Genomic DNA, 14331 nt, shown 5'->3' with positions numbered 1-14331 from the left:
AGCGCGCCTTGATGGCGCGTTTTTTTATAGGTAATGCGCGATGAAATCATTAGTAATAAGAGTGGCTATTTTATTTCTGCTCGGCGCGTCGCTCACCGCTTGCAATACGTTTCGTGGGATGGGCGAGGATATTTCAGGCCTAGGTCACGCCATTTCGCACGTTGCGAGTTGATAGCCTATCACCCCTTTTCACCGTTTTAGCCAGCGAACACCCACTATGCGGACGTACCGTCCCATACGACTTTTTTGAAGGACAATATTGATGAATGAATCGGACTTATGGCAGCCGAGTGCGCCCATTGCCAATCTGCTGAAGCGTGCAAATTTGCTGGCCGATATTCGGCGTTTCTTTGCTGATCGTGGAGTGTTGGAAGTCGAAACCCCTGCAATGAGCCAAGCGACGGTGACAGATATTCATCTGGTACCTTTTACAACCCGCTTTGTCGGACCCGGGGCGGCACAAGGGCGCGATCTCTGGTTAATGACGAGTCCTGAATACCATATGAAACGCTTGCTGACTGCGGGCAGCGGACCGATCTATCAAATGAGTCGTTGTTTCCGTAATGAGGAAGCTGGGCGTCATCATAACCCTGAGTTCACAATGCTGGAGTGGTATCGCCCGCATTACGATATGTATCGTTTGATGAATGAAGTGGACGATTTACTGCAACAGATTATCGAGTGCGAACCTGCAGAAACGCTCTCCTACCAACAAGCTTTCCAACGCTATTTAGGTCTCGATCCGCTTACGGCCGATAAAGAGCAATTAGTGGCCTGCGCCGAGAAGCTAGGCGTTGGGGAGCTCGTCGAGCGAGAAGAGGATCGCGATACCGTGCTGCAGTTATTATTTATGCTTGGGGTAGAAACGCAGATCGGCCAAGAGAATAAACCGGCTTTCGTCTATCACTTTCCTGCCTCCCAAGCAGCATTAGCTGAGATCAGCACCGAGGATCATCGTGTAGCCGAACGCTTCGAGGTCTATTTTAAGGGTGTGGAATTAGCCAATGGTTTTCGTGAGTTGACCAATAGTGATGAGCAGCGCCAACGTTTTATGGCGGATAACCGTCGTCGTCAGCTGATGGGGTTACCTGAACACCCAATCGATGAGCGTCTATTGGCGGCATTGACCGCCGGTATGCCGGACTGCTCAGGGGTGGCATTGGGGATTGATCGCTTGGTGATGCTGGCATTGAAGGCCGACTCTTTAAAAGAGGTGATGGCCTTTACTGTCGAGAATAGCTAATCACGTTAGCCAGTCAGGGTGACTGGCTAACGGTCTTATAGGCCACCCGCTTGATACTGGGTTGACTGCATAGCGGCTGCTGATTTACCGACTTGTTCCATTCTTACCTGAACCGGCGGATAAGGCAGCTCGATATTATGTTCGCTAAAGCTATTTAGGATCTGTTGATGCAGATCGTGACGCAATGGCATACGGTGGCCAATCTCTGCGGCATAAATTCTTAATTCAAACAATTGAATACCTTGATGAATATCCACTAAGAATGCCTCTGCTGCAGGTGTTTTCAATACATAGCTACAGCGGTTTGCGGCTGCCAGCAGTAAATCCGTCACCACGGCACTGCTTACATGCGGCGGCGCAGGGATATTCAACACCACCCGAGTATGCGCATCGGATAAGGACCAGTTAATAAACTGCTCGGTAATAAAGGCCTTATTCGGCACAATAATTTCTTTTCTATCCCAATCGGTAATGGTGGTGGCACGGGTATTGATGCGTGAAATAGTGCCGGTCAAGTCCCGTAGGGTAACGGTGTCGCCAATCCGAATCGGCTTTTCGAATAGAATAATCAGACCCGAAATAAAGTTTGCAAAAATTTCCTGTAAACCGAAGCCCAATCCCAGACCCATTGCCGCGACTAACCATTGCAACTTAGACCAGTCGATACCCAGCATCGAGAAGCCCATCATGACGCCGATAATCATCAGCAAGTACTTGGTTAGCGTGGTGATGGCATAGCCTGTTCCTGGCGCAAGGTTGAGATGCTGCAAGATGGCGAGTTCTAGCATCGCTGGCATATTTCTGACCAGTTGCAGCGTAATGATCAACACTAAAATAGCGATTAACACGGCCCCTAACGTGACATCTTGCACGCTCTCAACCCCTTGAATCGAGGAGGTCACTCCCCAAAGTGGGATGTTCTCAAGGAAGGCGAAGGCGGAGTGTAGCTCTGACCAAAGAAGGATTAAGGCAAAAAGCGCCACGAGCGCGAGCAGCGAGCGCACTAAGCGTAGCGACTGCGCACTGATCGTATCAAGATCGATGACGGGCTCTTCGATTGTCTCTTGGCTTTCACTATTCAATGTAGCGCTGTCATCTTCTTGATGATTTCGCGCCCGGCTGGCGAGGATTTCGGCTCGCCGCTGACGTGCGCGATCAAATTCGATACGTCGTCGTTGAATCAGCATCCAACGCCGAATGATATGGTAAACGATCAGTAGCACAAACCAGATCCCCACCGAACTTTCAACTCGTGCTAACAGCGCTTGTGCTGTCGCAAGATACCCGAGCAAGGAAGCAATAATGGCCACCGGTGGGATAACGATCATCAGGTCCCACAATAAGCGGTTGACCATATTGGTGCTATTCCCCTGGCGGTCAAAGTAGAGCGGCAAGCCAGCACGGCGCAGTGCATTGGAAACAATAGTTAACGCGATACAAATCAGAATAAAACTGAGGCGGCCTAATGAGGCGGTAAAGGGACGCTCTTCAATATTATCGAAAGTGATTAATACCATCGTAAGGGGAACGATAAAGCCGATACTGAGGGAGTAGTAGCGTACCGCTCGTGATACCGCTTGTGATGGCCAACGAAAGTGGGCGATAAACAAACCATTAGGATGCGCGAAGGTTGCGCTAATCATAAAGGCCCACAGTAATGGCAGGGTTGCGGTGACACCATCACCGACAGCGACTGCAATCGGATAAGGCCAAGCACGTTGTAGCCCATAACCGAGTGTTGCCCATAGCACCGGTAAGGGCAGGGCGACCAGTATTGACCAAAATACCGTGCGTAATGTTAGGGAAAAGCGATCTTGGGTTACTTTACCAATGCGGCTGGCCGAACGTGCTAAGAAAGCATGATAGTGGCGACGAGAACTTAGACTAACGATCACTAATATCAATGCGCCAATAACAGGTAAAATAGACTCGCGGCTGGTGGCCACCATCACCAAGGCTTTGCCCAATTGTCCCAAACTGTCTAAAGATAATAATCTTGTCAGATCTTGCACGACCTGTAGGGGGTAATGCAGGCTAATCGGATTGATATCCGCCGTCCAGAAGAGGTAACGGTGGGTGGCATCCGTGACATCACCCAGAGCATCTTGTAACTGTGTATTGGCAACTTTGAGTTTAGTGATTTCTAAAATTAAGGCATCACAACCTGAAATCAATGAATTGAGCAGTTCACCCTGCGTATTGAGCTGTGCATCTAAAATACGGCGTTGCTCGCTGGTAATCGACTTACCACTGGCTTGACGTGTCTCACGCAGCGCGTGTTGACGAGCCAGTAGGTCTTCGTAATGCAGACGCTGAACACGTAGTTCTCCCATTTCGCTATCGATTTGCTGGGATTTTGGCGCATCAGGTAAGCGAGCGACTTGCGCGCGTAGCGCCTCGCCCAATAGGGTCGACTCACCTAGCCACTGTGATTGTTCGCGTAGGGTGGAGAGTGCTTGGCGGACTTGTTGGGTTTGGTTAGCCACCAGCCGCTGCTGTGAAGAGACAAGCTCCATATGTTGGGATTGCTGGTTCAGTGCAGCCGATAACTCACGGTTAACGGTAAATTGCTCATGGATAACCGGCGGTAAGTCGCCGCTATTTTCTGCCAGTTGTTCAGTACGTTCCAAGGCGCGTTGCGCTTCATCTTGGCGGAGCGCACTTTGTCGGGTACGCAATGCTTGTAGATACGCATCGAGCTGAGCAATGGTTTTTTGATGAAACTCGGCGCGTAATTTTGCTAGCTCTTGCCGATTATTGGCAGAAAGCTGCGCCAGCTCGAGCTCATTAACCCGTGCTTTGTTGGCGGCATTTTCTGCCTCATAGGCGTTGCCCCGAGCTTGGCCCAATGGCGTTGAGGAGACTTGGTAATTCTGTAAGCGACGATCGCTTTCAGAAAGCGCCCGTCTCGCATCCGTCTGATCGCTGGGAAGTTGGGTGAGAGAGTCGCTGATTTCCCGAGCTTGGTCCTGTTCTTGTTGTGCTAAGCGGCCTTCTTCCAATAATTGGCTGCTGACACGTAAGATTTCCTGTTCAATATCGCCACTGGTAAGCGCAGGATTGACGCGTTTGCTCGTCTCATTTAGCGTGGTTATTTGCTGGCGTAAAGTCGCCGCAAGTTGCGGGTAATTATCGATAACCTGTTGGTATTGCCGCGCATTTTCAATCGATTGATTGCGTTGGTTGGTGTAATCCAACGCGCTCTTTAATGCTTGAATCGTCTCGGTTTGTGCCGCAGGATTTTTACTATTCTGCGCCTGTTCTAGCGCTTGCCGAATCTGAGGGGGTTCAGGCAGTGCATCACTAGCGAAAGTAGTACTAAGCCCTAAGCTCAGTAGAATAACGGGTAATATACGCACTGCCAGGCCCTCTATATTAGGCTTCGGTCTGTTCTACCGCGCCACTTTCATTTTGTGGTGGGGTTGAGGTAGGTGCCTGAACAGCAATTTTTTCTGCTAAAGGCTGACCCATTCTTGTTGGGGCTTGGGCTTCTAAGGCTTCACTCAGACGGACTTGATCGGCGGCGAATAAGTTGATGACGGTAGAACCCAACTTAAAGCGGCCCATCTCTTGCCCCTTAAGTAGAACAATCGCGCCTTTTTCCTCAGCTTGAGGATAATGCCAGCGTTGAATAACGCCTTCACGCGGTGGGGTAATAGTACCGGCCCACACGGTTTCAATACTGCCAACAATGGTTGCGCCCACCAGAATTTGCACCATAGGCCCCATATCGGTATCGAAATAGCAGATCACGCGTTCATTACGGGCGAAAAGATTAGGAATATTTTGGGCAGTTAGAGGATTAACAGAGTACAGATCACCCGGGACATAGACCATCTCACGTAAGATACCATTACACGGCATATGCACACGGTGGTAGTCACGTGGAGCTAAGTAAGTGGTAACAAACTGGCCATTGTAAAAGTGCTGTGCACGCTCTTCATTTCCGGCGAGCAGGGCCTCTAACGTATAGTAGTGCCCTTTAGCTTGAAAAATTTGGTTTTCGTCGATACGTCCACATTGGCTGACTGCGCCGTCTGCCGGTTGGACGAGAATATTCGCTGAATGATCGATAACCCGAGCTTCATCCTTTAACGGACGGACAAAAAACTCGTTGAAACTGCGGTAGCTCGCGGTATCGGGCTTGGCGGCTTCTTGCATATTGACTTTGTAATACCAGACAAAAAGATCAATAACGGCCTTGGTTAGCCAGCCTGCTTGGCGACTTGCTCCCCAGCCGGCAAGTTCTGTGAGTTGTTTCTTAGGAAGAAGAGCGTTAATACCTAATTTCAACTTGTCTAACACGGGCGCCTCCTGGCGTACTCAATCGTTCTAAAATGTTATTGCGGACAATGCCACAACAGTATACGTGTGTGCAGTAAAAGTGAGGGACCTTGCGGCACCTACTCTTTACTGGTGAAACTTTTTCTTATTTTAACGGAAGCCATGCTCTCGAGAATTCGATGATAATTCTCGAAGCGCAGCTCATCAATCTCGCCTAGTTCAACGGCGTGACGCAGCGCGCAACCTGGATCGTCAAGATGTTTGCAATCTCTAAACTTACAAAGCCCCAGATACGGTTTGAATTCGACAAATCCTTGAGTGATTTGTTCCGGCTCTAGGTGCCATAGACCGAACTCGCGGACCCCAGGTGAGTCGATAACATCGCCACCTTGTGGAAAGTGGTAGAGCCGTGCGGCGGTCGTGGTGTGTTGACCTAAGCCTGAGTTATCTGACACATCGTTGGTTAAGATGGCATTATTATCGAGGGCATCAAAGCCTAACAATGCATTCAATAAGCTCGATTTACCGACGCCAGACTGCCCAGCAAAAATACTGACGCGGTCGGTTAACGCTTCTTCAAGCGGTAGAAGGCCTTCTCGCTGATGGCTGGAAACCTTTAATACTGGATAACCAATATCTTGATAGATCGCCATCTGTTCATCGACAAATGCCATACCGTCGTCGTCCAGCAGATCAGTTTTATTTAACACTAATAGAGGAGCGATATTCAGGGTTTCGCAAGCGACTAAATAGCGGTCAATAATATTTAATGACAGCTCAGGTAAAATCGCAGAGACAATGATAATTTGGTCGATATTTGCGGCAATGGGCTTGATGCCATCATAGTAATCGGGGCGGGTCAGTACCGATTGACGCTCATGGACGGCCTCCACGATGCCTTTACCCATCCCTTCGAGTGGCGCGCGCCAGACAACGCGGTCACCTGTGACGAGTGAGCGAATTGTACGACGTAAGTTACAGCGCCAAATTTGGCCTTGAGGATCTTCGACATCAGCGTGCATGCCGAAACGGCTAATAACGCGGCCATCTTGAGGTTCAGCAAATAGGCTATCATCAGGCTCGACTTTCCCTTCACGTTGCTGTAACCGACGTTGGTGGTTGGCATTAACTCGCCGTTGTTGGCCCTTTGATAGTTTATTTTTACTCACATAACCTCTCGTCTAACAGATGTTTCGCCCTGAGTGGGCAAAAGGTCTATGATACACCTTAATGAGAACAAATGGCGAATTTAGCGGGTAAACGAGGGCGATGATGACGCAAAGTAAAGATAACCTTATTTGGATCGATTTAGAGATGACAGGGTTGGACCCACTACGTGATCGGATTATTGAGATCGCAACGATAGTGACTGATGCACAATTAAATGTACTTGCTGAAGGGCCTGTATTAGCGGTGCACCAAAGCGACGAACAACTCGCATTAATGGATGAGTGGAACGTGAATACCCATACCCAAAGCGGATTAGTCGCACGGGTTAAGCAGAGTAGCGTATCGGAAGCCGAGGCGGAGCAGTTGACCCTCGAATTTCTAAAACAGTGGGTACCTGAGAATAGCTCACCTATCTGTGGCAACTCTATTGGCCAAGATCGTCGTTTCTTAGTGAACTATATGCCTCAACTCGAAAACTATTTTCACTATCGCGCACTGGATGTCAGTACATTGAAAGAGTTGGCGCGTCGTTGGAAGCCGGATATTTTGCAACAGTTCCATAAAAAAGGGACTCACCAAGCCCTCGACGATATTCGAGAATCCATCGCTGAGTTGGCGTTTTATCGTGAAAACTTTCTAAAACTGTAATTTTTAGGATAATAACTGCGCAAACTGCCGAGTAAATCGGCAGTTGATACGAAAAAATAAAAAAAGCGGTGTAGGGGGGTTGCGTAGGACAATTATTCTCGTATAATTCGCACCCCGTGACGGTAGTAAATATTTTTACTGTTCAGGGCGCGGGAATAGCTCAGTTGGTAGAGCACGACCTTGCCAAGGTCGGGGTCGCGAGTTCGAATCTCGTTTCCCGCTCCAAATTTTTATCTCAGTCTTTTAATCACTCTTTCTACATTGCAACCTATGTCTCATCGGTGATCGCTAAGCTTTTCAACAGAGTTATCCACAGGGTATTCAATGTTGAGCTGTAACAGCTTCAATCCATAGTTAGATTATATCCTGATGATTTATAAGGTATTTTTATTTTATAGTTATTAATATCTTAACGCGTTATTCCCATGACCTTCCTTCGTTAAAAAAAGCTATTCACAGCAAAATTCTCGTTGCAATTCTGTCGCTTAGCCAGGTTTCGACCTATCCTTTTTATTTATTCGTCCATCGCTCGGTTAGCGAGAATTGAGTAGGAGTCGGAATGATGAAGAGTATTTCAGCAGTGAGTGACCAGCTTCCAAGCCATTGTTGGCCTGTCGACCATATTGCAGAGCTTGAACAGAAATTATGTCGTTTACACGACGGCTCACCTTATACCTTGATGTGGCAAGCCGGTGAGGCGTTGGCAACGTTAGTAGCCGAACACTTTGCCAATACCCGACACTGTTTAGTGCTGTGTGGAACTGGCAATAATGGCGGTGACGGATTTGTACTGGCCTCCCTTCTTCACCAAGCCGGTATCCGTGTCACAGTGGTAGAGGCGACGCGACACCATGAGCGGCCCGCTGAGGCAGCACGTGCCAAAGCGCATTGGGATAATATTGCACCGCACCCATCATTATCCGCGGGCGATCCTTGGCCTGATGATATTGATCTGATTGTTGATGCGCTTTTTGGTATAGGCCTACGTCAGGCACCTCGCGAGGAAAGCCAAGCATTAATCGATTTAGCGAATCGCCATGCTGCGCCAGTATTAGCCGTCGATATTCCTTCAGGCTTAGCGGCGCAAACTGGCCAGCCGCTAGGGGCCGTGATACAGGCAACCGCAACACTGACCTTTATTACCCTGAAACCCGGATTATTAACCGGCAAAGGGCGAGCCTACAGCGGTAAGCTGTGGGTGGCTGACTTGGGGCTTTCTCATTTACTGCCGCAGCTCTCGCCTCCGATTGAATGCCTGACTGCACGACAGTTGCCTCGATGGTTACCCCAACGGCAAGCCAGCGCCCACAAAGGGGATATGGGTAAAGTGGTGGTGATTGGCGGCGCAGAAGGGACTGCCGGTGCGATACGACTGAGCGGTGAAGCCGCATTACGGAGCGGCGCAGGCCTCGTTCGCGTATTAACCCATGCCTCGAATCTTGTGCCACTGTTGGCCGCTCGGCCGGAATTGATGGTTGCTGAATTGACCTCTCAATCACTTAGTGATGCACTCGATTGGGCAGATATTGTGGCGATTGGTCCTGGACTGGGGCAATCCGATTGGGCAAAAAATGCACTAAAAGACGTAAAATTAAGTAAAAAAATCATGGTATGGGATGCAGATGCACTAAACCTCCTAGCAATCGAACCGGATAAACGTCAAAATCGGGTCCTGACTCCACATCCTGGAGAAGCAGCCCGATTATTAGGGATCAGTGTTGCAGAGGTCGAAGCCGACCGCTTGTCCGCAGCGCATCAATTGGTGGAACGTTTTGGCGGAGTCGCCGTATTGAAGGGTTCAGGTACCCTTATCACCGATGGCACATCAGCCACTTCGATTGCCTACGTAGGTAACCCTGGCATGGCCAGTGGGGGAATGGGTGATGTATTGACTGGCGTCGTTACAGCCTTTCTCGGTCAAGGACTGAAACCGTTTGAAGCCGCCTCTGCCGCAGTGGTTGCCCATGGTCATGCGGCCGACCTTGTGGCCGATGACCACGGAATGCGTGGAATGCTTGCTCTGGATGTGATTGAAAAATTAAGAATAAGTGTCAATCCACTTCAGGATCTCAATGAGTAACATGACAACAAAAACAGTTATGCTGACTGACTTAGCGGACACCTTGGCATTAGGTGCCCGCTTAGCAAAGGCCAGTGAGCGAGCAACAATTATCTATTTAGTTGGGGATTTAGGGGCCGGTAAAACCACCTTTAGTCGAGGTTTTTTGCAAGCGTTAGGCCATCAAGGGAATGTAAAAAGCCCTACCTATACGTTGGTAGAGCCTTATGAAATTGATCAGCGTCTAGCCTATCATTTCGATCTGTATCGCCTTGCTGACCCTGAAGAGCTCGAGTTTATGGGCGTCCGTGACTATTTCACGGGCGATGCGATCTGTTTAGTCGAATGGCCTCAGCAGGGAGCCGGTATTTTACCCTCGCCAGATCTGACTATCACCTTAGCTTATCAAGGTGAGGGGAGAGAGGCAGAAATTGTGGCAAGCTCACCGTGGGGTGAACAGTTATTACAAAAAATTTCGGGTAACGAGGGAGAGGCATGACCTTTAGGCGGCTGATTCTCGTCGTACTATGTTGCCTCGTTAGTCGAGCGGTAGTGGCGGCATCGCTCTCGGATATTCAGGTGGATAATCGAGAAGCACAATCGATAGTGACGTTGAGTTTTGCGGATAAGCCGACTTCGTCGTGGTTCACTTTGCACAACCCTGAACGGTTCGTGATGGATATTCACGAAAGCGGCACCATCAAGGGGCTGCCGCTTAATTTTAGCGGGGCTAATCTTGTTAAACGTATTCGCACCAGTCAGCCGCCGAACCAACATGCGATTCGGCTCGTATTTGAATTGACCCAGGCTTCCGGCTCCTCGGTCACCACCCGCCAGGTAGGTAACCAGTGGCAAGTAGCGGTCACGCTTCAGGGGAAAACCGTACCACCCGCCGTGATCGCGGCTAAGAAACCCGAGAAAAATCCGTTTACGCCAACCAAAACAGCGGTATCGAATACCAATACCACCAGTTATCCCGGTGGACAAGTCGCCCGTAATCAGGTGGTGATTGTGGCGATTGATGCGGGGCATGGTGGGCAAGACCCAGGGGCTATCGGTCAACATGGTTTAAAAGAAAAAAATGTCACCATCTCGATTGCCCGTAAGTTAAAGAAATTTCTCGATGCCGATCCGATGTTTAAACCGGTATTAACCCGTAATGGCAATTACTTTATTTCGGTGATGGGGCGTTCAGAAGTGGCGCGTAAAGAGAATGCGAGTTTATTGGTGTCGATACATGCTGACTCCGCTCCTGTGCATTCCGCCAGCGGTGCTTCGGTATGGGTACTCTCTAATCGCCGAGCAAACTCTGAAATGGCGAATTGGTTAGAGCAAACCGAGAAACAGTCTGAGCTGCTGGGCGGGGCAGGCGATTTACTGGCCAATAGTCAGTCCGATCCTTACTTAAGCCAAGCGGTACTTGACCTTCAATTTGGGCACTCGCAGCGTGTTGGCTACGATGTCGCAACCAAAGTGCTGCAAAATCTCCGTCAAGTCACGCCTTTGCATAAACGCTTACCAGAGCATGCGAGTTTGGGTGTACTGCGCTCACCGGATATTCCTTCACTGTTAGTGGAAACGGGTTTTATCAGTAATGCGCAGGAAGAGAAGCTACTGGGTAATTCTGCTTATCAGACCAAAATCGCGCATGCCATTTACCGAGGGTTACGCGCTTACTTCCGTAGCCATCCATACCAATATATTGCCGCCAGCGAAAACCGCCCAGCTCAGGCCAATCCGGTTCAAGTAGCCTCGACTCAAGGGACTCAACTACATGTCGTTCAACGCGGTGAAACCTTATCTGGGATTGCTGCGCGATATGGGGTGAGTAGTCAGGCGATTATTACGCAGAACCATCTTAAAAAATCGGGTGTTTGGGTCGGCCAGCGGTTACGGATTGGTGGGGCAAAGGCAATGACTCAGTCATCGGCGACCGTAATAAGGCATAAAGTTGTGCGAGGAGACTCGCTTAATGCGCTAGCCTTGAAATATGGGGTGAGTGCCCAAACTATTATAACCAAGAACAAGCTTCGTTCCGCCAATGTGATGTTAGGTCAGACCTTAATCATCCCGCAATCGTAGCCGGAAGAGGTCGCTGCAGAGGATCTTATATGCCAATCCAGATATTACCGCCGCAGCTGGCTAACCAAATCGCTGCTGGGGAAGTGGTAGAGCGCCCAGCCTCTGTGGTAAAAGAACTGATTGAAAATAGCCTCGATGCTGGGGCAACGCGTATCCATATCGAGATCGATAAGGGCGGCGCCAAACGGATTGCGATTCGGGACAATGGCTGTGGCATTGATAAGGAGCAGCTCTCCTTGGCGCTTGCTCGCCATGCGACGAGTAAAATTGCCTCGTTAGATGATCTTGAAGCAATCATGAGTCTAGGATTTCGTGGTGAAGCCCTCGCCAGTATTAGCTCGGTTTCTCGGCTTACCCTGACTTCACGCACCGCGACACAGCAAGAAGCGTGGCAGGCCTACGCCGAAGGGCGTGAGATGAACGTCAGTCTTAAGCCTGCTGCCCACCCATGTGGGTCGACCCTAGAGGTCTTGGATTTATTTTATAATACGCCTGCTCGCCGTAAGTTTCTGCGGACCGAAAAAACAGAGTTTACCCATATTGATGAGGTCATTCGACGTATCGCGCTCGCGCGTTTTGACGTCGAATTTATGCTGACCCACAATGGTAAGACGGCACGCCACTACCGAGTGGCGAATAATGAGAAACAGAAACAGCAGCGGCTGGCCGCGATCTGTGGCGCCAACTTTGTCTCACAGGCCGTGCATATCGATTGGCAACATGATGGCTTGGGTATCGAAGGGTGGGTGGTCTCGCCCGATTATGCGCAACAGGCTAGCGAAACCCAATATTGCTACGTTAATGGTCGGATGATGCGCGATAAGCTGATTAATCATGCGATACGCCAAGCCTATCAAGAACATCTCGGCCAACAGCAAACGCCAGCGTACGTGCTGTTCCTCACGGTGGACCCCCATCAAGTTGATGTGAATGTCCACCCGGCAAAACACGAAGTTCGTTTTCATCAGTCACGGTTAGTGCATGACTTTATTTATCAAGGTATTGCCAGTGCATTAACACCGGCTGAACAGGGGGGGGAATTAGAGTCGAGCCAGCCTGCGCCGCTCTCTCAGCCAGTGATTGCGGAGAACCGGAGTTCGGCGGGTAAAAATAAGTTCGCACAGCCGAGTCAACCGGCTGGCGGGCAGCGTCATTATTCGCCAGAGCCGTATCGTAAGAAAGAGGCCGGTGTGTATCAGCGCCTGGTCAGTTCGACGCCAAGAGTGGAGGAGGCCGCTGTTGAGCCTCTCAAGGCTGAGTGCCTCGAACCTTTAGCTGGCCATACACAGGGCTTTGGGCGAGTGCTTACCGTCTGTGAGCAACGTTTTGCGCTACTTGAACGTTCAAGCGGCCTCGCACTGCTCTCTTTAGCCAAAGCAGCAAGTTTGGTATTGGCAAAGCAGCTGAATCCAGCCACCCAGCCACTGGTCTCGCAGCCCTTACTGATTCCGTTACGTGTGAAAAGTAGCGCGGCAGAAAAGCAGCTGATTACTCAGCATAGCGAGTTATTGCAACGCTTCGGTATCGATCTGCAAAGTGATGGCCATTACAGTACGCTGCGTGCAGTACCTTTACCTTTACGGACTCAGAATTTACAGCAATTACTGCCCGAACTGATTACGTGGCTGTCCTCAGCCTCTGATATTAGTCAAAGCGAGTTAGCAACTTGGTTCGCGGGAAAACGTATCAGTACTGACTCAACGTGGAGCCACTCGCAAGCGATTAGCCTGTTAGCCGATTTAGAGCGACTGGCACCCGAACAGGTGAGTACCCCGCCAGCGGGCCTCATTCAACCGTTATCCTTAGCCCCTTTTTTTGAAGCACTATTAAATGAATGATATGACTTCCCCGTTACCTAAAGCCATTTTTATTATGGGGCCGACAGCATCGGGTAAAACAGCCCTAGCCATTGAGCTAGCAAAAACCTTGCCGGTTGAAATTATCAGTGTCGATTCGGCACTGGTCTATCGCGGTATGGATATTGGCACGGCTAAACCGACTGTGGCGGAACAGGCTGCCGCCCCTCATCATCTCTTGGATCTGATTGATCCCAGCCAAAGTTACTCTGCGGCCGATTTTCGTCGAGATGCGTTACAAAAAATGGCTGAAATCACGCAGCGTGGGGCGATTCCTATATTGGTGGGGGGAACGATGCTTTACTTTAAAGCGTTGCTTGAAGGTTTATCGCCTTTACCTTCTGCCAATCCTGAGATCCGTCAGCACTTGGAACAACGGGCAAAATTAGAAGGTTGGGAAACTCTTCATCAAGAACTTTGTCTGATAGATCCTAAGGCTGGAGCAAGAATTCATCCTAATGATCCACAAAGACTGACGCGAGCACTGGAAGTTTTTCTCATTTCAGGTAAAACTCTAACAGAGTTAACTGAAACGGCGGGGGAAGCGCTTCCTTACGACGTTTACCAGTTTGCTATCGCTCCGCAAGACCGTGAAGTGCTTCATCAACGGATTGAAATGCGTTTTCAGCAGATGCTGAATGAAGGATTTGAAGATGAAGTCAGAGCGCTTTATCAGCGTGGTGATCTTCATGTTGACCTGCCTTCTGTGCGTTGTGTCGGTTATCGACAAATGTGGTCATGGCTTGACGGCGAAATAGATTATAATGAAATGGTTTTCCGTGGCATATGTGCCACTCGCCAGTTGGCTAAGCGACAAATGACCTGGTTGCGAGGGTGGAAAGCACTTGTTTGGCTTGATAGTCTGCAACCCGATCAGGCTCGTGAGAAAGTTTTAAACGTTATTCGTGCTATAACTGATTGATTATTTACAATCTTCAGGCATGGTATGCCATAGCGGTTTCTAAACTCTATAATAATTACACTACGAA

The 14331-nt window shown here is 49.6% G+C and carries 11 protein-coding genes and 1 tRNA gene; 9 read left to right on the top strand and 3 right to left on the bottom strand.

The features are described 5' to 3' along the window. Positions 1-40 precede the first annotated feature (40 nt). Together HGT71_RS04220 and epmA are read left to right on the top strand one after the other, a co-directional pair. On the top strand, positions 41-172 hold the full coding sequence (locus tag HGT71_RS04220) for an entericidin A/B family lipoprotein (RefSeq protein ID WP_099823467.1): 132 nt from the start codon (positions 41-43) through the stop codon (positions 170-172). A 90-nt stretch (positions 173-262) separates the two neighbouring features. Continuing rightward, positions 263-1243 (top strand): elongation factor P--(R)-beta-lysine ligase, encoded by a 981-nt coding sequence (gene epmA / locus HGT71_RS04215; protein WP_048912806.1) that lies wholly within the window; start codon positions 263-265, stop codon positions 1241-1243. Positions 1244-1278: 35 nt separating this feature from the next. Here the strand turns inward: epmA and mscM are convergent, their stop codons facing one another. From mscM to rsgA, 3 genes are all read right to left on the bottom strand, one after another. Further along, on the bottom strand, positions 1279-4602 hold the full coding sequence (mscM, locus tag HGT71_RS04210; protein ID WP_214216733.1) for a miniconductance mechanosensitive channel MscM: 3324 nt from the start codon (positions 4600-4602) through the stop codon (positions 1279-1281). 16 nt (positions 4603-4618) lie between these two features. Beyond that, positions 4619-5548: an archaetidylserine decarboxylase gene (gene asd, locus HGT71_RS04205; protein WP_214216732.1), complete on the bottom strand. Its 930-nt coding sequence runs from the start codon at positions 5546-5548 to the stop codon at positions 4619-4621. A 98-nt stretch (positions 5549-5646) separates the two neighbouring features. Next, positions 5647-6696, bottom strand: a complete 1050-nt coding sequence (rsgA, locus tag HGT71_RS04200; RefSeq protein ID WP_214216731.1) for a small ribosomal subunit biogenesis GTPase RsgA — start codon at positions 6694-6696, stop codon at positions 5647-5649. A 103-nt stretch (positions 6697-6799) separates the two neighbouring features. On the opposite strand from rsgA, the gene orn reads away from it, so the two are divergent. The 7 genes from orn to miaA all read left to right on the top strand — a co-directional run bounded on the left by orn (position 6800) and on the right by miaA (position 14264). After that, the gene (gene orn, locus HGT71_RS04195; protein WP_099823474.1) at positions 6800-7345 is read left to right on the top strand and encodes an oligoribonuclease; all 546 of its coding nucleotides are present in this window, start codon (positions 6800-6802) and stop codon (positions 7343-7345) included. A gap of 149 nt (positions 7346-7494) precedes the next feature. Next, positions 7495-7570 (top strand) — tRNA-Gly (locus HGT71_RS04190). Between the two features lie 334 nt (positions 7571-7904). Beyond that, positions 7905-9425 carry an NAD(P)H-hydrate dehydratase gene (locus HGT71_RS04185; protein WP_214216730.1) on the top strand — a complete coding sequence of 507 codons (1521 nt, stop codon included), beginning with the start codon at positions 7905-7907 and terminating at the stop codon, positions 9423-9425. A gap of 1 nt (position 9426) precedes the next feature. Beyond that, the gene (gene tsaE, locus HGT71_RS04180; protein ID WP_214216729.1) at positions 9427-9903 is read left to right on the top strand and encodes a tRNA (adenosine(37)-N6)-threonylcarbamoyltransferase complex ATPase subunit type 1 TsaE; all 477 of its coding nucleotides are present in this window, start codon (positions 9427-9429) and stop codon (positions 9901-9903) included. Then, positions 9900-11486, top strand: a complete 1587-nt coding sequence (gene amiB, locus HGT71_RS04175) for an N-acetylmuramoyl-L-alanine amidase AmiB (protein ID WP_214216728.1) — start codon at positions 9900-9902, stop codon at positions 11484-11486. The genes tsaE and amiB overlap by 4 nt, the downstream gene beginning before the upstream one ends. Before the next feature lie 29 nt (positions 11487-11515). Next, entirely contained in the window at positions 11516-13324 is a 1809-nt protein-coding gene (mutL, locus tag HGT71_RS04170; RefSeq protein WP_214216727.1) for a DNA mismatch repair endonuclease MutL, read from the top strand. Next, positions 13317-14264: a tRNA (adenosine(37)-N6)-dimethylallyltransferase MiaA gene (gene miaA, locus HGT71_RS04165; RefSeq protein WP_214216726.1), complete on the top strand. Its 948-nt coding sequence runs from the start codon at positions 13317-13319 to the stop codon at positions 14262-14264. Before mutL ends, miaA begins: the two co-directional genes overlap by 8 nt. Positions 14265-14331 lie beyond the last annotated feature (67 nt).

The sequence above is a fragment of the Rosenbergiella epipactidis genome (assembly GCF_018494055.1).
GTDB lineage: Bacteria > Pseudomonadota > Gammaproteobacteria > Enterobacterales > Enterobacteriaceae > Rosenbergiella > Rosenbergiella epipactidis.
This window is presented reverse-complemented; position numbering and strand designations above follow the sequence as displayed.